General features: G+C 64.8%; 15 protein-coding genes. 1 reads left to right on the forward strand and 14 read right to left on the reverse strand.

The window, feature by feature from the left end; genetic code table 11:
* Nucleotides 1–23: 23 nt before the first annotated feature.
* The 12 genes from ASG67_RS02910 to ASG67_RS02965 form a co-directional block, all read right to left on the reverse strand.
* Nucleotides 24–1,364, reverse strand: a complete 1,341-nt coding sequence (locus tag ASG67_RS02910; RefSeq protein WP_056524954.1) for a PQQ-dependent sugar dehydrogenase — start codon at nucleotides 1,362–1,364, stop codon at nucleotides 24–26.
* Between the two features lie 107 nt (nucleotides 1,365–1,471).
* Nucleotides 1,472–3,700 carry a catalase/peroxidase HPI gene (gene katG / locus ASG67_RS02915; RefSeq protein ID WP_056524957.1) on the reverse strand — a complete coding sequence of 743 codons (2,229 nt, stop codon included), beginning with the start codon at nucleotides 3,698–3,700 and terminating at the stop codon, nucleotides 1,472–1,474.
* Nucleotides 3,701–3,854: 154 nt separating this feature from the next.
* The gene (locus tag ASG67_RS02920) at nucleotides 3,855–4,757 is read right to left on the reverse strand and encodes a hemolysin family protein (protein ID WP_056524960.1); all 903 of its coding nucleotides are present in this window, start codon (nucleotides 4,755–4,757) and stop codon (nucleotides 3,855–3,857) included.
* The gene (gene ybeY, locus ASG67_RS02925) at nucleotides 4,758–5,267 is read right to left on the reverse strand and encodes an rRNA maturation RNase YbeY (RefSeq protein WP_056524963.1); all 510 of its coding nucleotides are present in this window, start codon (nucleotides 5,265–5,267) and stop codon (nucleotides 4,758–4,760) included.
* Nucleotides 5,268–5,341: 74 nt separating this feature from the next.
* Nucleotides 5,342–6,340 carry a PhoH family protein gene (locus ASG67_RS02930; RefSeq protein WP_056524966.1) on the reverse strand — a complete coding sequence of 333 codons (999 nt, stop codon included), beginning with the start codon at nucleotides 6,338–6,340 and terminating at the stop codon, nucleotides 5,342–5,344.
* Nucleotides 6,341–6,415: 75 nt separating this feature from the next.
* A complete protein-coding gene (gene miaB, locus ASG67_RS02935; protein WP_082543262.1) occupies nucleotides 6,416–7,735 on the reverse strand; it encodes a tRNA (N6-isopentenyl adenosine(37)-C2)-methylthiotransferase MiaB in 1,320 nt (439 codons plus the stop codon).
* Nucleotides 7,736–7,745: 10 nt separating this feature from the next.
* A complete protein-coding gene (locus tag ASG67_RS02940) occupies nucleotides 7,746–8,483 on the reverse strand; it encodes a lysophospholipid acyltransferase family protein (protein WP_056524968.1) in 738 nt (245 codons plus the stop codon).
* Nucleotides 8,484–8,498: 15 nt separating this feature from the next.
* The gene (locus tag ASG67_RS02945; protein WP_056524970.1) at nucleotides 8,499–8,921 is read right to left on the reverse strand and encodes a Fur family transcriptional regulator; all 423 of its coding nucleotides are present in this window, start codon (nucleotides 8,919–8,921) and stop codon (nucleotides 8,499–8,501) included.
* Nucleotides 8,922–9,001: 80 nt separating this feature from the next.
* Nucleotides 9,002–9,469 carry a GNAT family N-acetyltransferase gene (locus ASG67_RS02950; protein ID WP_056524973.1) on the reverse strand — a complete coding sequence of 156 codons (468 nt, stop codon included), beginning with the start codon at nucleotides 9,467–9,469 and terminating at the stop codon, nucleotides 9,002–9,004.
* The gene (gene tsaB / locus ASG67_RS02955) at nucleotides 9,469–10,089 is read right to left on the reverse strand and encodes a tRNA (adenosine(37)-N6)-threonylcarbamoyltransferase complex dimerization subunit type 1 TsaB (protein ID WP_056524976.1); all 621 of its coding nucleotides are present in this window, start codon (nucleotides 10,087–10,089) and stop codon (nucleotides 9,469–9,471) included. Before tsaB ends, ASG67_RS02950 begins: the two co-directional genes overlap by 1 nt.
* 45 nt (nucleotides 10,090–10,134) lie before the next feature.
* Nucleotides 10,135–10,725, reverse strand: a complete 591-nt coding sequence (locus ASG67_RS02960; protein ID WP_056524979.1) for a malonic semialdehyde reductase — start codon at nucleotides 10,723–10,725, stop codon at nucleotides 10,135–10,137.
* Nucleotides 10,725–11,297 carry a NifU family protein gene (locus ASG67_RS02965; protein ID WP_056524983.1) on the reverse strand — a complete coding sequence of 191 codons (573 nt, stop codon included), beginning with the start codon at nucleotides 11,295–11,297 and terminating at the stop codon, nucleotides 10,725–10,727. Before ASG67_RS02965 ends, ASG67_RS02960 begins: the two co-directional genes overlap by 1 nt.
* Before the next feature lie 107 nt (nucleotides 11,298–11,404).
* Between ASG67_RS02965 and ASG67_RS02970 the strand changes: the two genes are divergently transcribed.
* A complete protein-coding gene (locus ASG67_RS02970) occupies nucleotides 11,405–14,317 on the forward strand; it encodes a M16 family metallopeptidase (protein ID WP_056524985.1) in 2,913 nt (970 codons plus the stop codon).
* Between the two features lie 40 nt (nucleotides 14,318–14,357).
* Here ASG67_RS02970 and ASG67_RS02975 read toward each other — a convergent pair whose 3' ends face one another.
* A complete protein-coding gene (locus ASG67_RS02975) occupies nucleotides 14,358–16,145 on the reverse strand; it encodes an AMP-dependent synthetase/ligase (RefSeq protein ID WP_056524989.1) in 1,788 nt (595 codons plus the stop codon).
* Between the two features lie 34 nt (nucleotides 16,146–16,179).
* A complete protein-coding gene (gene ggt, locus ASG67_RS02980) occupies nucleotides 16,180–17,829 on the reverse strand; it encodes a gamma-glutamyltransferase (protein ID WP_235535018.1) in 1,650 nt (549 codons plus the stop codon).
* Nucleotides 17,830–17,858 lie beyond the last annotated feature (29 nt).

Below are 17,858 nucleotides of genomic sequence, written 5' to 3' on the forward strand. Positions count from 1 at the left end.
ATGCGCGGTGATGGTGTCATCGGTCAACGAGCCGCGACCTGTCCGGCGGCGCTGATCCGCCAGATACGGTTGCCCACATCGTCCGCCACCAGCAAACTGCCGGTCCGGTCAGTGATGACGCCGACCGGACGACCCAGCGCATCGCCATCCTTCGACAAGAAGCCGGTCAGCACATCGACCGGCTTGACCCCCGGCTTGGGGAATCCGTTGGAGCCGAACGGTACCCAGACGACCTTGTAGCCCGACACTGGCTTGCGGTTCCACGACCCATGTTCACCGATGAACGCGCCCTGCGCCCACCGGCCGCCCAGCTTCGCATCGGGCGCGAACGTCAGCCCCAGAGCGGCGACATGCGGGCCAAGTGCGTAGTCGGGACGCTTGGAGTATTCCTGCAAGGCGATGTTCTTCGGCTCGACCCGGTCATCGACATAGCCACCCCAGTAAAACCACGGCCAGCCGAAATGGTCGCCGAATTCCACCTGCGTCAGATAATCGGGCGCCAGATCCGATCCCAACAGATCACGCTCGTTCACAACCGTCCACAGATTGCCATTCGCAGGGTTCAGCGCCATGCCATTGGGATTGCGCAGACCGGCGGCATAGATTCGCCAGTTCTTGTCGGGCCACACTTGAAGGATGTTGGCACGGTACTTCTCGGCATCCATGCCATTTTCGGCGATGTTGGTCGCTGATCCGACGCTGACGAACAGCGTCTTGCCGTCCGCTGCCGGGATCACGTTCCGCGCCCAGTGATTGCCGCCGCCGTTAAGTTTCACGACCAATTCGGGCTTCACGGTGATGCTTGTCTGTCCGGTGACGTAGGGTACGCGCACGAGAGCGTCGGTGTTGGCGATGTAAAGTTGTCCATCCATCAGTGCCATGCCGAACGGCGAGTTCAACCCGGACATGAACACCGTCCGCTGCTCGGCAACTCCATCACCATTCGCGTCGCGCAACAACGTCAGACGGTTCGCCGAGGGAACGCCTGCGCCGGCCTTGCCCATCAGGTGCTTCATCACCCATGCCTGGATGCCGCCGCCATCGCGCGGCGGCGAGTTCGTTTCCGCCACCAGCACGTCGCCATTGGGCAGGCGATACATCCAACGCGGATGATCCAGCCCTTCCGCAAAGGCCGCGACCTGTAATCCCGGTGCTGCCACGGGCTTGGCGCCTGCCGGCCAGCCGACCGCGTCGGCGACTTCGACGGTAGGGATCGTCTGGATGCGGGGCGCGGTGATGTTGGGCCGCTGCCCCTCGACCGTCTCGATAGGCACCTGCGCCTTATCAGGCCACGCCAGATAGGCAAAGATACCAACGCCCACGACGACGATAAGCGCGAGGACGCGCAGGATGTGCTTCAACATGGCCGATATCTAGGCGGCGACGGCGAGTGCGGCAATGCCGATGGTCGGATGAAAGAAGGGCGCCGACATTGCTGCCGACGCCCTTAAATTATTCTACGGCGGATCGCTCAATCGAGTAGGTCGTACCGGTCGGCGTTCATCACCTTCGTCCATGCCGTCACGAATTCGGTGACGAAAACGTCCTCCGCATCAGCACAGGCATAGACTTCTGCCAGCGCACGCAGCTGCGAGTTCGACCCGAAGATCAGGTCGGTTCGCGATGCGGTCCATTTGTGGTCGTGGGTACCGCGTGTCGTGCCAACATATTCTTGATCACTGCGTTCATCGACCTGCTTCCATACCGTGTTCATGTCGAGCAGTTTAACGAAGAAGTCGTTCGTTAACTGGCCCGGCCGGGTCGTGAACATGCCATGCTCTTTCGCCTTCGAGCTGTTGGCGCCGAGCACTCGGAGACCACCGATCAACACGGCCATTTCCGGCGCCGACAGGCCAAGCAATTGCGCCCGGTCGACCATCAGTTCCTCCGTCGGCACGGTGAAGCGCGTCTGGAGATAGTTGCGGAACGCGTCGGCCTTGGGCTCCAATACCTTGAAGCTCTCGGCGTCGGTCTGGGCCTCGGTCGCATCGGTGCGGCCAGGTGTGAACGGAACCTCGATCGTTTTGCCAGCAGCCTTTGCTGCCGCCTCTATTCCAACCGAGCCCCCCAGCACGATCAAGTCTGCGATCGATACACGCTTGGCCCCCTCACTTGGGTCCTTCGCATCGAACTCGGCTTTAATGCCTTCATAGACTTTGAGAACGCGGGCCAACTGTTCCGGCTCGTTGACCTCCCAATCTTTCTGCGGCGCGAAGCGGATGCGCGCACCATTGGCACCGCCGCGATGGTCGGAACGGCGCCACGTCGACGCGGATGCCCAGGCGGTGGACACCAACTCGGCGATCTCCAGACCCGAATTGGCGATCGCCGTCTTCAGCTCGGTGACGTCGAACGAGTCGATCGGCTTGTAGTCGGCTTTCGGGATCGGATCCTGCCAGATCAGTTCTTCGGATGGCACTTCCGGGCCGAGGTAACGCTGCTTAGGGCCCATGTCGCGATGGGTCAGTTTGAACCATGCGCGAGCCCAGGCATCGGCGAAGTAGGCGGGGTCCGCCCGGAACTTCTCCATGACTGCGCGGTAGGCGGGATCGACCTTCAGCGCCATGTCCGCCGACGTCATCATCGTCGGCACGCGCTTGTCCGGCGAATGCGCGCCAGGGGCAAGTGTCTCGGCAGGATTGCCGACCGGCTGATATTGGTGCGCACCGGCGGGGCTGCGGACCAGCTCATATTCATGGTCGAGCAACATGTCGAAATACGTCATGTCCCACGTGATCGGCGTCGGCGTCCAAGCACCCTCGATGCCCGAGGTGATCGTGTCGTCACCCATCCCGCTGCCATGGGTCGAGGTCCAGCCCAGACCCTGCGATGCGATATCCGACCCTTCCGGCTCCTTGCCGACCTTGGACGCATCGCCATTGCCGTGCGCCTTGCCAAAGGTGTGGCCACCGGCGGTCAGGGCCGCCGTCTCCACGTCATCCATGCCCATCCGCGCGAACGTCTCGCGCATGTCGCGGGCCGAGCCCATTGGGTTCGGACAACCGCCGGGACCTTCGGGGTTCACGTAGATCAGGCCGTGCTGGATCGCCGCAAGCGGTTCCTCCAGCGCCATGCCCGCTTCCTCATCGATGCGGGTCTGGCCGAGCCATTCCTCTTCGGTGCCCCAGTATATATCTTTCAGCGGCTCGAATACATCCGCGCGACCGCCGGAGAAGCCGAAGGTCGGTCCACCCATCGATTCGATCGCGACATTGCCGGTCAGGATGAACAGGTCGGCCCAACTGAGCGCGCGGCCGTACTTCTGCTTGATCGGCCACAACAAGCGGCGAGCCTTGTCGAGGTTGCCGTTGTCCGGCCACGAATTCAGTGGCGCGAACCGCTGAGCACCCGACGACGAGCCACCGCGACCGTCACCGGTGCGATAGGTGCCGGCAGAGTGCCACGCCATACGGATGAAGAACGGACCGTAATGTCCATAATCGGCCGGCCACCAAGGCTGGCTGTCGGTCATCAATGCCGTGATGTCCGCCTTGACGGCGGCATAATCAAGTTTCTTGAACGCCTCGCGATAATCGAAGTTCTCGCCCATCGGGTTTGCTGAAAGTCCATCGGCCTGGAGGATTTCCAGCGGCAGCGTATCCGGCCACCAATCACGCGCTGTACGACCCAACAGCGCGCGCTTAGCAGCCGGCTGCTTGCCCGGATCGTTGATCGGGCTGCCTTCGGTAATCGCGTCCATGTCTCTCTCCTCGATCATTCCATCGCTTACCGGGCACAAATAGCGGTTCCGACGGCAAATCGGCAATGGATTAGCCTGATCGTTCAAAGTGGCAAAATCGATCAGTGGAACGCGACGATGGGATATGACCGATCAGAATCGGGGAAGACGATCCTCAATCTTCCTCGACTGCCAACGCAACCGGGGGATGCAGCCTCAGGCGATGGACCCGCCGTTCGTCCGCCTCCGTAATCTCCAGTTTCCAGCCGGAAAGATGATCGACGCACTCGCCTACCGGCGGCACCCGGCCAGCCAGCACGGCAGCCAAACCGCCCAGCGTGTCGACGTCTTCCTCGGTTTCGCCCAACCGCTCGTCGACGACGCTCGCCACGTCCTTCAGCGGCGCTCGCGCGTCGGCATCCCAAGCGCCACCGTCGAGCGGGATCAACAGCGCGGTTGGCGCGTCGTCATGCTCGTCCTCGATATCGCCGGTGATCTCCTCGATGAGGTCTTCGATCGTCACCAATCCTTCGGTGCCGGAATATTCGTCCAACACTACCGCCAGATGCACGCGCTTCGATCGCATGTCGGCCAGCACGTCGAGCGCGCCGCGCGACATCGGTACATATAGCGGCTCGCGGATCAGATCGGTCAGGCTTTCGGGGTGCGGCGCGCCCGTCGCCAGGATACGGAAGACGTCCTTGATGTGGACCATGCCGATGATCGTATCGAGCTTCTCGCGATAGACGGGCAGGCGGCTATGCCCCGCCTCGGCGAAGATCTGGACAAGGTGATCGAAACTGGTCTGCTCCTCCACCGCGACGATATCGGCGCGTGGCACGCCAACGTCGCCGGCATCGCGTTCGCCGAAATGCAGCAGGTTGCGCACCATCTGCCGCTCCAGCGGGGTCAGGTCGCCCTTGGCATCGGGGGCAGGATCGCCCTCGTGCCGGTCGATCGCCTCTTCCAGCTGGTCGCGGAGCGATTCCTCGGCATCGTTGCCGAATATCAGGGATTTCAGCCCCCGCCAGATGCTGTCGTGGTCGCCGTTGCCGGCGCTACTTCGGTCCTCGGACAATTATGCCTCTCGTATCAGGTAGGGGTCTGCGATGCCGAGGGTGCCGAGCGCTTCTCGCTCGATCTCCTCCATCGCTTCCGCCTCGTCGTCGTTCATGTGGTCATAGCCTAGCAGGTGCAGGACGCCATGCACCATCAAATGGCTCGCATGCGTCTCGACTGCTATGCCGCGCTCGTCTGCTTCGGCCACGCAGACGCCGTGGGCGAGCACGATGTCACCCAGCAATACCTCGCCATCGTCGGAATTCTGGCTGATCGTGTCGATCAGATCGGATTGCACCATCGGAAAGGACAGCACGTTGGTCGGCTTGTCCTTGTCGCGGTATTGCCGGTTCAGCCCGTGGACTTCCTCATCAGAGGTCAGCCGTACCGAAATCTCGATCGTCGCCGGCGTGGTCAGCAACGGCCCCTGCGGCGTACGCTCGATCGCCGCGCGGGCGGCGCGTTCGGCCAGCCCTTGCCAGTCGCCCTCTGGCCAAGGCGTTTCGGTGGAGAGTTCGATCTGGATCATGACGCGATGTTTAACGGCCCGGCAGCTAAATGATATGGGGCCGGATCAACACCCGGCCCCGCTAAAAGCGATCCTTATCCGTCCGTGCCTTCATACGCCTCGACGATCCTGCCGACGATCGGGTGACGAACTACATCCGCGGCGGTGAATCGGCACATCGAGATGCTCTCCAGCCCTTCCAGTCGCACGACCGCATCGGCCAGCCCGCTGGCCTTCACGCCGCCCGGCAGATCCACCTGATTTGGATCGCCGCAGATGACCATCCGGCTGTTCTGGCCGAATCGGGTCAGGAACATCTTCATCTGCGCCGGCGTGGTGTTCTGCGCTTCATCAAGGATCACGAAAGCATCGCCGAGTGTGCGCCCGCGCATGAAGGCAATCGGTGCGATCTCGATCTCGCCCGATGCGATCCTTCGCTCCACCTGTTCGGCAGGCAGGCAGTCGTACAGCGCGTCGTAGAGCGGTCGTAGATATGGATCGACCTTTTCCTTCATGTCGCCGGGTAGGAAGCCCAGCTTCTCGCCCGCCTCGACCGCCGGGCGCGACAGGATCAGCCGCTGGACGCTGCCGGTGATGAGTTGCGCCACCGCCTGTGCGACCGCGATATAGGTCTTGCCCGTACCCGCCGGCCCGAGTGCGAAGATCATGTCGTTCGTCACCAGCTCGCGCATGTAATAGGCCTGCGCGGCGGTGCGCGGCGCGATCGTCTTCTTGCGCGTACGGATCATGATCGGCGGCGTGCCACCCCGTTCGGCCGACACGATGCCGTCGAGCGTCGGCTCGTTCGCCATCGCGATCGACGCATCGACCAGCCCGGTATCGATCTGCTCGCCGCGCTGGATGCGGTTGTGCAGGTCGTGCAGGACATCGCGGGCGATCGCCACCTGCTCCGCCGTGCCTTCCAGCCCGATGCGGTTGCCCCGCGCGGTGATATAGACGCCTAGCCGATTTTCCAGCGCGACCAGATTCTGGTCATACTGCCCGAACAACTGCGCAAGTACCTGGGGTTTGTCGAAGAGCACCTCGACACGGGAACGCTCGCCCGCCTGCGCGGGAACTGGCTTACGGCTCATCGGGTCCTTTCTAGACTACGAGTCGAAGCCGAATGTGGGATGCCGCGGCGGGAAAGGAAAGTCGCTTTCGCCGATTCAGGCGGCGACCGGCATTCGGGCCACACCGGTCATCGACAGTGGCCCTGCTGCCGCCAGTTCCACCTCGACCAGATCGCCGATCGCATGATCGCCCATCAGGTGCACTGACTGCAGCCAGGGGGACTTGCCCAGCATCTGGTCGGGCAGCTTGCCGCGCCGTTCCACCAGCACCGTGCAGGTCCGTCCGATCGAGGCGCGGTTGAAAGCCTGCTGATCGCGGCCCAGTGCCGCCTGCAACCGCTGCAATCGCTCGTCCATCACCGCCTCGGGCACGTCATCGGTCATCGTGGCGGCGGGGGTGCCGGGTCGGGGGCTGTATTTGAACGAGAACGCCTGAGCATAGCCCATCGCATCGACCAGGCTGAGTGTGTCGGCGAAGTACGCCTCGGTTTCGCCGGGGAAACCGACGATGAAATCGCCCGACAGCGCGATATCTGGTCGTACCGCGCGCACCCGGTCCATCAACCGCAGATAATCGTCGCGGCCATGACTGCGGTTCATCGCCTTCAGGATGCGCGTCGATCCCGACTGCACCGGCAGATGCAGGAACGGCATCAGGCTCTCGACATCGCCATGCGCGTCGATCAGCCCCTGTCGCATGTCGTTGGGATGACTGGTGGTGTAGCGGATGCGTGCCAGCCCCTCGATCCGGTCGAGCGTGCGGATCAGGTCGTGCAATCCGCGTCCGTCATCGTCCCACGCATTGACGTTCTGGCCTAGTAACGTGATCTCGCGCGCACCGGCATCGACCAGCGCCTTCGCCTCGTCGACGATCGCCGCGAACGGCCGGCTGATCTCAGCGCCACGTGTATAGGGGACGACGCAATAGGTGCAGAATTTGTCGCATCCCTCCTGCACCGTCAGGAACGCGCTCGGCCCCACCTTGCGTCGGACGGGAAGTTTACCGAACTTCGACTCGAGCGGCATGTCGGTATCCAGCGCCGCTTCGCCCGCCGCCGCCTGCGCCACCAGCGCGGGTAAGTTGTGGTACGCCTGTGGGCCGACCACCACGTCTACCTTGGCGCGCGCGACGATCTCCGCGCCCTCCGCCTGTGCGACGCAGCCGGCGATGGCGATCATCGGCGTGCGGCCCTGCTTACCCGCGTCCTTGCGAATGCGGCCGATGTCCGAATACACCTTCTCGGTAGCGCGTTCGCGGATGTGGCAGGTGTTGAGCACCACGAGATCGGCGCCGGCGGCATCGGCAGCCGGCGTCATTCCCTGCGCCGCCATCAATTCGGCCATCCGTTCGCCGTCATAGACGTTCATCTGGCAGCCGAAGGACTTGACGTGATAGGTCTGGGGAGTGGGCTTCATGGCCGCGCCCTTACGCGTTTTCGGTCGTGTCCGAAAGGGAAGGGCGGCCACCCGCCTCGATCAGCCGACGCGCTTCGGCGGCGGTTGCCTTGCGTCCGATCGGCACGAACGGCTGGTGAAAGCGCAGCGTCGCGGTGAAATGCCCCGCCCGCCGCAGTAAGCGTAGCGCATGCGATAGCCCCGGCTCGTTGCCCGTCCACGCCAGATCGGCGGTGGCGGCGCCATAATCGATGCCAACGGGTTGCACATGGACGCCCGGCGGAGGTGGATCGATCGCGCCGAGCAGGGCCGATTTGAACGGCAACAATGTCCGCCCGTCGCCTGTGGTACCCTCCGGAAAGATCACCACCGGCCGTGGCCCGATCGCGCGCGATACATCGGCGACCTGCTCGCTGACCGCCATTCGATCCCCGCGCGCGACGAAGATCGTGTCGTTGAGCGATGCCAGCCACCCGACCAGTGGCACGGCGCGTAATTCGCCTTTGGCGACGAACACCGCATTTGCGCTGCCCGCCAACAACAGGATATCCATCCACCAAAGATGATTGGCGAGGACCACGACATCCCGCGCCACCGGCACGCCGACAACCCGCGGCCGCGCCCCGATGATCCATGCACTCGTCGCCAGAAACCGCCGTGGCCAGGGCGAGGGCCGGCGGCGCAATTGCCATGCCCCGTGCAGGGGCAGGCCGATCGCCAGCGCGACGATCAGCGCCAACAGGCGGCCTACCAGCCGGACATTACCCATCGCGGGCCGTGTCGCTCAGACCTTACGGTCGAGGCTGACGCCGTATAGTTCCATGCGGTGATCGACCAACCGGAAGCCCAGCCGCTCGGCGATCGCCTTCTGCAGCTGCTCCAGTTCGGGGTCGACGAATTCCAGCACGCGACCGGACTCCACGTCGATCAGATGATCGTGATGCGCCTCGGGCGAGGGTTCGTAGCGGGCGCGGCCATCGCCGAAATCGTGGCGGTCGAGGATGCCGGCCTCCTCGAACAGCCGGACAGTGCGATACACGGTGGCGATCGAGATACCCTTGTCGATGGCGGAGGCGCGTTCGTACACTTTCTCGACGTCGGGATGATCCTCCGCCTCCGACAGCACGCGCGCGATCACGCGGCGCTGTTCGGTGATGCGCAGCCCCTTCTCGTTGCAGAGTGCTTCCAGATCGATCTTGCGCGCCATGGTGCGTTACCCTTCAGTTGGGCATCATGTAGGCGCGTTCGCTTGTTGCGAAAAGGGATACCGACTCGCAATAAGGAAAATCAGATCGGTCGCGAATAGGTGTGCGCGTCATAGTGACGTCCGTCGCGCCCACGATAATAGGCGCGCCGCTCGCCCAACTTGGCAAACCCGTTGGCCTCATACAGCGCCACCGCATCGTTATCGGCGCGCACCTCCAGATGCAGGATGGTGACGTCGCGCGACTGGCAATCGGCGATCACGCCACGCAGCAACGTTCCGCCGACCCCGGTGCGCCGGAAACCCGGCGCCACCGCCAGCAACAACAATTCGGCCTCGCCCGCGATTGCCCGCGTCAACGAAAATCCGGCCGGCTGGTCGTCGATAAAGGCCAGCGTCAGGTGAACACCGGGCATGGCTAGCACGCCCAGACACTGGCTGCGCGTCCAGGCCTCGCCATATCGCGGGTCGAAGGCGGCGGCCATGACGGTATCGATCGATGCGGCATCGCGGGCGTCGCCGTGGCGCAGGATCAACGAGCGCGTCGCCATCAGCCGGGCAGCTTCGCATCCGGTGCGCGGCCATAGAGCGGACGCGGATCGAGATCGGCGAGCGGGGCGGGGAGCAGCGTCCAGTCGCGCGCATCCGGCAATGCTTCGATCAGATCGGCCGCCGCATCGGCCGATAAGCCCGCCAGCCTCTTCACGCCGTTGCCGACTGCCGGGACCGACCCGATCGCCGTCATCGCCACCATCGGCGGGAGCGAGACGACGGCGTCGATCGGCAACAGCGAGGCATCGAACGTCTGCATGAAGACCTCGCCATGCCCCGCTTCCAACACCACCGCAATCCGCGGCAAGGGTTTCCGCGCCAGCGCGGCGACAGCGACCAGCGCCAGTGATGAAAACCCCCGCACCGTGCCGCCCCAGCCCAGTGCCAGTCCGCGCGCCGCCGCGATGCCGACACGAACGCCCGTGAAGCTGCCCGGTCCGACATCGACGGCGATATGGGCTGCCCGGCCGCCGTCGATCAACGAGGCGATCATCGGCACCAATCGTTCAGCATGGCCACGGCCGACGACGTCTTGCCGGGCGTCGACAACCCGCCCGTCTTCGATCAGCGCGACCGAACAGGCAGCAGTCGCCGTCTCGATCACCAGCGTTCTGGCCATGAAACTATCCGTCATGCCGGACCCCGTCAGGGCGCCCACCGGCCATCAGGCGATGCTGTTGAACCGGTCGAACGACGGGCGCGGCAGGCGCTCGTGCAGGGTCGCCGGATCGCCATGGCCCAGCGTCGAGATGAAGTTCGTCTTCACCGCCGGCCGGTCGCTGAAGAACGCCTTGTCCACCGCGCCGGCATCGAAGCCGGACATCGGCCCCATGTCGAACCCCAACGCCCGTGCCGCCATGATGAGATACGCGCCCTGCAACGTCGAATTGCGGAATGCGGAGGCGGCGCGCAGTTCCGCATTGCCGGTGAACCAGCTCTTCGCATCGGTATGCGGGAATAGTTCGGGCAGCAATTCGTGAAACTCGTGATCCATCGCCACGATCACCGCGACAGGAGCCTTGCGGATCTTGTCAGCATTGGTGTCGCTGGCGCAGGCGGCCAGCTTGTCCTTGGCGTCCTGGCTGGTGCACCACACCAGCCGCGCCGGCAGCTGATTGGCCGACGTCGGCCCCATCTTCACCAGTTCCCAGATCGCGTGCAGATCAGCCTCGGCGACGGGGGCGTCGGTATAATGGTTGTAGCTACGCGCGTTCAGGAAAAGCCGGTCGATCGCGTTCTGGTCAATCGCCGTCATCAAACTGCCCTCACTTCGATGACTTCGGGGACATAATGGCGCAGCAACTGTTCGATCCCGTTCTTCAATGTCGCTGACGATGACGGGCAACCAGCGCATGCGCCCTGCAACTGCAGGTAGACCTTACCCTTGTCGAAGCCGCGATAGACGATGTCGCCGCCATCGTTCGCCACCGCCGGGCGCACGCGCGTTTCGATCAGTTCACGAATCTGCGCCACGATCTCCGCATCCGCCGGGTCGTCGGTCAGCACCTCGTCGGCGGGTGGCACCGCGAAACCGGCGCTCGCAGCGCGAAACAACGGCATCTGCGCGGTGAAATGGTCGAGCAGGATCGACAGCACGTCGGGCTTCAGGTCACGCCAGTCGGTCCCCGGCCCGGCCGTTACCGACACGAAATCGCGACCGAAGAACACGCCTGTCACATCACCCAGCCCGAACAGCGCCTCGGCGAGCGGACTCTGTTCCGCCTCTTCGGGCGTCGCGAAATCGCGGGTGCCCGCCTCCATCACCATGCGGCCGGGCAGGAATTTCAACGTTGCCGGGTTCGGCGTGGTTTCGGTCTCGATCAACATACGCTCGCATGTGGCGTGGCGGGGCCGGGGGATCAAGCGGGATAGTCGTTCGGGATCGCGCGACGAAACCGTGGCGGGACGCCGCCGGGATCGCTACATGGCGCTCCATGGCGTTTTTCCCGCGCGCGTTCCGCGTTTCCGCTCTTTCCCTTTTGCTGCTGTCGACCACGTCGCTCGCCGGCCAGTCCCGTCCCGCCGCCCGGTCCAAACCGCCGGCGGTCGCTGCGGCAGCCGCGCCGGTGCCGGTCGATACCAGCGCCTGGCTGTACAAGGGCAGCGACATCGCGCCCGATCCTGAATGGAGCTTCGGCACGCTGCCCAACGGCCTGCGCTTCGCGGTCCGCAAGAACGGCGTGCCGCCCGGTCAGGTATCGGTCCGCGTCGCGATGGATGTCGGCTCGCTGCACGAAACCGATAGCGAGCGCGGCTTTGCCCATTTTATCGAGCATCTGAGCTTTCGCTCTTCCGCCTATGTCCCCGACGGCGAGGCGAAGCGGGTGTGGCAGCGGTTGGGCGCTACCTTCGGCTCGGATTCCAACGCACAGACCACGCCGACGCAGACGCTGTATAAACTCGATTTGCCGTCCGCGACCGAAGCTGGCCTCGACGAATCGCTTCACATCCTCTCGGGCATGATGGCGGCGCCGATCCTGTCCGACGCATCGGTTGGTGCCGAGCGCCCGATCGTGCTGGCCGAACGCCGCGAACAGCCGGGGCCACAGGTGAAGTTCCAGGATGCGTTGCGCGAGACATTCTTCGCCGGCCAGCGGCTGGCAGAACGCTCGCCGATCGGCACCGAAAAGACGCTGCTCGCGGCGAACGGCGCGACCATCAAGGCGTTTCACGATCGCTGGTATCGCCCCAGCCGCGCCGTCGTCATCATCTCCGGCGACATGGACCCGGCGCTGTTCTCGCGCCTGATCGTCAAGCACTTCGCCGGGTGGCAGCCGATCGGCCCAAACCCCGCCGATCCCGATTTCGGCAAACCCGATCCGACCAAGCCCGCCACCGCCACACTGGTCGAACCCGGCCTGCCGTCGATCGTCGCCACCGCCGTGCTGCGCCCGTGGCAGTTCAATGCCGACACCGTTATCTTCAATCAGAGGCGGATGGTCGACACCGTCGCCTCGCGCCTCGTCAGCCGTCGGCTGGAACAGCGCGCGCGTAGTGGCGGGTCGTTCCTGCAGGCGTCCGTGTCGCTCAATGACGAGGAACGGTCCGCCAACGGCACCTTCACCACCATCGTGTCGGTCGGCGACCAATGGGCCGCCGCGTTGAAGGACGTGCGCGCCGTCGCCGCCGACGCGATGGCTACCGCCCCGACGCAGGCGGAGATCGATCGTGAACTGGCCGACTACGACACCGTCCTGCGCACTATCGTCGAAACCTCGCGCGTCGAGGCCGGCGGCAAGCAGGCCGATGACATGGCCGAGGCGCTGGACATTCGCGAAACCGTGACCTCGCCCGCCACTTCCTACGAAATCTTCAAGGATGCGCGCGCGAAGAAGATGTTCACGCCTGACACGGTACTGGCCGCGACACGCCGCATCTTTCAAGGCGATGCCACCCGCGCGATCGTCAACACGCCTACCCCCGAAACCGGCGTGGCCGCCAAGCTGGACGCCGCGTTAAAAGCCGATGTCACCGGCTTGGCCGGCAAGCGTCGAGTCCAGTCGTCGGTCGATTTCGCCAGCCTGCCGTCGCTCGGCACGCCGGGGAAAGTAGTGTCGCGCAGCCCGATGGCCGATATCGGGGTTGAACAGGTTACGTTCGCCAATGGCGTTCGCCTGCTGGTGTTCGCCAACCCGTCTGAAACCGGCCGCGTTTATGTGCGCACCCGCTTCGGTGGCGGATATGGTGCCTTGCCAGCCGACAAGTCCAGCCCCGCCTGGGCCGCTGACAGCGCGCTGGTCGCCAGCGGCGTCGGCAAGCTCGACCAGGGCGATCTCGAACAATTGTCGTCGGGCCGGCGCATCGGTCTTGATTTCGGGATCGACGACGATGCCTTCCAGTTCGCCGCGATGACCTCGCCGGCCGATTACAAGGACCAGTTGAAGCTGATGGCGGCCAAGTTGGCGGTCCCCGGCTGGGATCCCGCACCGATCGCGCGCGCGCGGGCCGGGGCACAGGCGGCGCAGGCGGGCTACGGCGCCTCGCCGTCTGGCGTGCTGGGTCGCGATCTGGAAGGATTGCTGCGAGACGGCGATCCACGCTGGACAACGCCCACGCCCGCTCAGATCGGCGCGCTGACGCCGAAGAACTTCCGCCAGCTCTGGCAACCGCTGCTTGCCTCCGGTCCGATCGAGGTGATGGTGTTCGGCGACGTGAAGACCGATGAGGCGATCGCGGCGGTCGCTGACACGTTCGGCGCCATGAAGCCGCGGGCCGTTGTCGCGCCGCCAGCACCCGGCGTCCGCTTTCCCGCGCATGTGGCGACGCCGGTGATCCGCACCCATGACGGTCCCGATACGCAAGCCGCGGCGGTGATCGCCTGGCCGACCGCCGGCGGTGTCGCCGAAATCCGCACCAGCCGCCAGCTCGATGTGCTGGCACAGCTGTTCTCCGATCGCCTGTTCGAGCGGTTGCGGCAGGAATCGGGCGCCAGCTACAGCCCCTCTGTCCAGAGCCAGTGGCCGATGGGTATGACCGCTGGCGGCCGCCTCGTCGCGATCGGTCAGGTGTCACCCGACAATGTCGGAATGTTCTTCCGCTTGTCGCGCGAGATCGCCGCCGATCTGGCGAAGAACCCGGTCAGTGCCGACGAGCTGGAACGCACGGTGAAGCCGATGGCGCAGCAACTGATGCGCGCCTCGACCTCCAGCCAGTTCTGGCTGTCGCAGATGGGCGGCGGCACGCTCGACCCGCGCCGGCTGGCGGCGGTCCGCTCGCTGGGTACCGACCTGATGAGCGCCACGCCAGCCGAAATTCAGGCGCTCGCCGCCCGCTATCTGCGGCCGGATACCGACTGGACGCTGGCGGTGGTGCCGAAGGACAAGGTCGGGGCGGTCACGGCCAAATAGCCGAATGTCGGTGCCGGTGCCGGGCGCGGCGACACCAAACTTACCGATACAGCCCTTCCAGCCGCTCGCCATAAACCTGCCGGATCACATGCCGCCGGATCTTCAGGCTCGGCGTCAGTTGCTCGTTTTCGATCGTGAACGGCCCGTCCGCCAGCACGAAGCGGCGGACGCGTTCGGTCACCGACAGGTCCTTGTTCACCCGCTCCACCGCCGCCGACAGCGCCGCGCGGTAATCGAGGTCGTCGGTCAGCGTGCGGAAGTCGCATTTGCCGCCGCCCCGCGCGCACCATTCCTGCGTCCATTCCGGGTCGGGCACCAGCAACGCGACCATGTAAGGTCGTCGGTCGCCGAAGATCATCGCCTGCCCGATCTCGGATTGCAGGGTCAGCATCCCCTCCACCTTTTGCGGCGCGACATTGTCGCCCTTGTCGTTGATGATGAGGTCCTTCTTGCGGTCGGTTATCCTGATCCGTCCGCCCGTATCGATCTCGCCGATGTCACCGGTGTGCAGCCAACCGTCCTTTAGCACCCGCGTCGTTTCGCCATCGTTGCGCCAATATCCGTGCATCACCAGTTCGCCGCGAACCAGTATCTCGCCATCGTCGGCTATACGCACTTCGGTGTTAACCAATGGCGGTCCAACCGAGTCCATCCGTATCCCCGCCGCCGGCCGGTTGCAGGATATCACCGGCGCCGCCTCCGTCTGGCCATAGCCCTGCAGGAACGTCAGCCCGAGCGATTCGAAGAACACGCCGATTTCCGGATTCAACGGCGCCCCGCCCGACACCATCGCCTTCAGCCGCCCGCCGAATTTCTTCGCGATCTTCGGCTTGAATAGCATGTTGATCGCCAGCTGGATCGGCCGATCGATCAAGCGCAACCGCCCCTCGTACCGCCGCATTCCCAGGTCGAGCGCCCGGTCGAGTAGCCGTTCGGGCAGACCACCCTGCTTGGCGATCGTCTTCGCGATCCGCGTTCGCAGCACTTCGAACAGACGTGGCACCACGACCATGATCGTCGGGCGCACCTCCTCGATATTCGCGGCCAGCTTCTCCAGCCCTTCCGCATAATAGATCTGCCCGCCCAGCCCGATCGGGAAGAATTGCCCGCCGCTATGCTCGTACGCGTGGGAGAGGGGCAGAAACGAGAGGAACACCTCGTCGTCCCAGCCGAAATCCTCGGAGATGACGGTGCAGCAGCCGTTGACGTTGTGCAGGATCGCGCCGTGATGCTGCATCACCCCACGCGGCGCGCCGCCTGTGCCGCTGGTGTAGATGATACATGCCAGATCGCCGCGCCCGACATCCGCGACCGATGCCGCCACCGTCTCGGGATCGACGGGGTGCTGCGCGATCAGCGTCGCCCAGTCGTGAAAGTCGATGCTCCCCGCCGGAGCGCGCATCTCGTCGATGCCGATCACCGTTTGCCCCTGATTGGATCGCAGAACGGCCGGCAGTAATGTCTTCGCCAGCTTTGCGGTCGACACGATGATCCCGCATGCGCCCGAATTTTCCAGGATATGCGTGTGATCGCGCTCGGTGTTGGTGACGTAGGTCGGCACCGTCACGCATCCCGCCGCCATGATGCCCAGATCGGCGATGCACCATTCGGGGCGATTTTCGCTGACCAGCATCACCCGGTCGCCACGCTTCATCCCGATTGCCTTCAGACCGGTGGCAAGGCCGGCGACCTGTCGTGCCGCCTCCGCCCAGTTGGTCGATTGCCAGCGCCCGTCCTTCTTCGTCCAAAGGAATGGCGCGTCGCCCTTTTCACGCGCACGGGTGAAGAACATCGTCACCAGATTGGGGAAATGTTCCAGCGTCCGCATCGTTTCTCCTTCAGGCGCCCTGTTCAGGCGTCGATCAATCGTTCAGCGCCGTACCCACGCTACGCGGATCGGCCGCGCCGACCCATCCCGTCGCGGTCCGTTCCGCCGCGTTCGCCTTTAGCGGCAGGCGGCCGACGGTCACCTTGTGGCCTAGCTTCTCCAGCGCCGGCTGCATCGTTACCAGCCGCGTGCCTTCTTCCAAGACCAGCCCGTCACGGTTGAAGAACACCAGCGGCTCGCCCAGTGCTGCGCGGGCCGGCAGGCCCCAATCGAAATGTGCGATCAGGGCCTTGGCGACCTGCATGATGATCGTCCGCCCGCCAGCCGCGCCGACCGCGAAGACCGGCTTGCCCGCCTTGTCGTAAACGATCGTCGGCGACATCGAAGACAGCGGCCGCTTGCCGCCCTCGACCCGGTTCGCGACCGGCGCGCCATCCTTGTCGGGTGAGAAGGTGAAATCGGTCAGTTCGTTGTTCAGGACGTACCCGTTGGCGATCAGTTGGCTGCCGAATGGCCCCTCGACGGTCGATGTCATCGTCACGATGTCGCCCGCCTTGTCGACCGCCACGAAATGTGTCGTCGCCGGCACTTCCGACGATACCGCCGCTGTCCGCTTGCCCGCGCCCGCCGGCGTCCCGGCCGTGTAGGCTGCGATCGTCTTCGTTGGCGAGATCAGCGCCGACCGCCGCCGCAGATATCCCCGGTCGATCATCCCCGTCACCGGATTGGCGATGAAGTCGGGATCGCCCAGATATTTGTCGCGATCGGCATAGGCCAACTGCATCGCCTCGCCGATCAGGTGCCAGGCGACGGGCGAATCCTTGCCCAGCTTCTTCAGGTCGAAGCGTTCCAGCATCCCCAGCACCTGCAACACGGTGATCCCGCCGGACGAGGGCGGACCCATCCCGCACACGCGATACCCGCGATAGGCCCCGCACACCGCCGGCCGCTCCTTGGCCTTGTACGCCAGCAGATCGGCAGCGGTCATATCGCTCGGCGCGACCCGGCTTTCAGTCGCGACGCGCAGCAATTCCTTCGCATTGTCACCGGTGTAGAACGCGTCCGGCCCCTTATCGGCCAGCATCCTGAGCGTTGCCGCAAGCCGCGGGTTCTTCACGGTTTCGCCGATCTGCACATCACCATACAGCATCCGCGTGTCGTCGAACTGCTTCCAAAGCGGCGCGACCGTCTTCACCGCCCGGTCCATCGGCGCAGTCGCGGCATAGCCCTGTTCGGCCAGCCGAATTGCCGGCTGGAACAGCGCCGCCCACGGCAGCTTGCCCCATTTCTTCTCCGCCAGCGCCATCAACCGGATATTGCCCGGCACTCCGATCGACTTGCCGCCGGGAAACGCCTGTCCGAACGGCATCGTCGTGCCATCGGGGTTCAGCCAGCGCGTGCGGCTTGCCGCCGCCGGGGCGGTTTCGCGCCCGTCGATCGTGTCGATCTTGCCGGTGCGGCCATCGTTATGGACCAGAAAGCCGCCGCCGCCGATGCCCGACGATTGCGGCTCCACCACGGTCAGCGTTAGCATCATCGCCATCGCCGCATCGGTCGCGCTGCCGCCCTGCCGCAATATCTCTTGCCCCGCCTCGGTCGCGCGCGGATCGGCGGAGGTGACGACGCCCTGCGCCAGCACGGGGCAGGGGAGCAGGAGCGCGGCGACGACGAGCAGTTTCTTCATGGCGCCGAACCGTAACGGCATCCGCGCCC

Source organism: Sphingomonas sp. Leaf339 (genome assembly GCF_001426195.1).
GTDB lineage: Bacteria > Pseudomonadota > Alphaproteobacteria > Sphingomonadales > Sphingomonadaceae > Sphingomonas.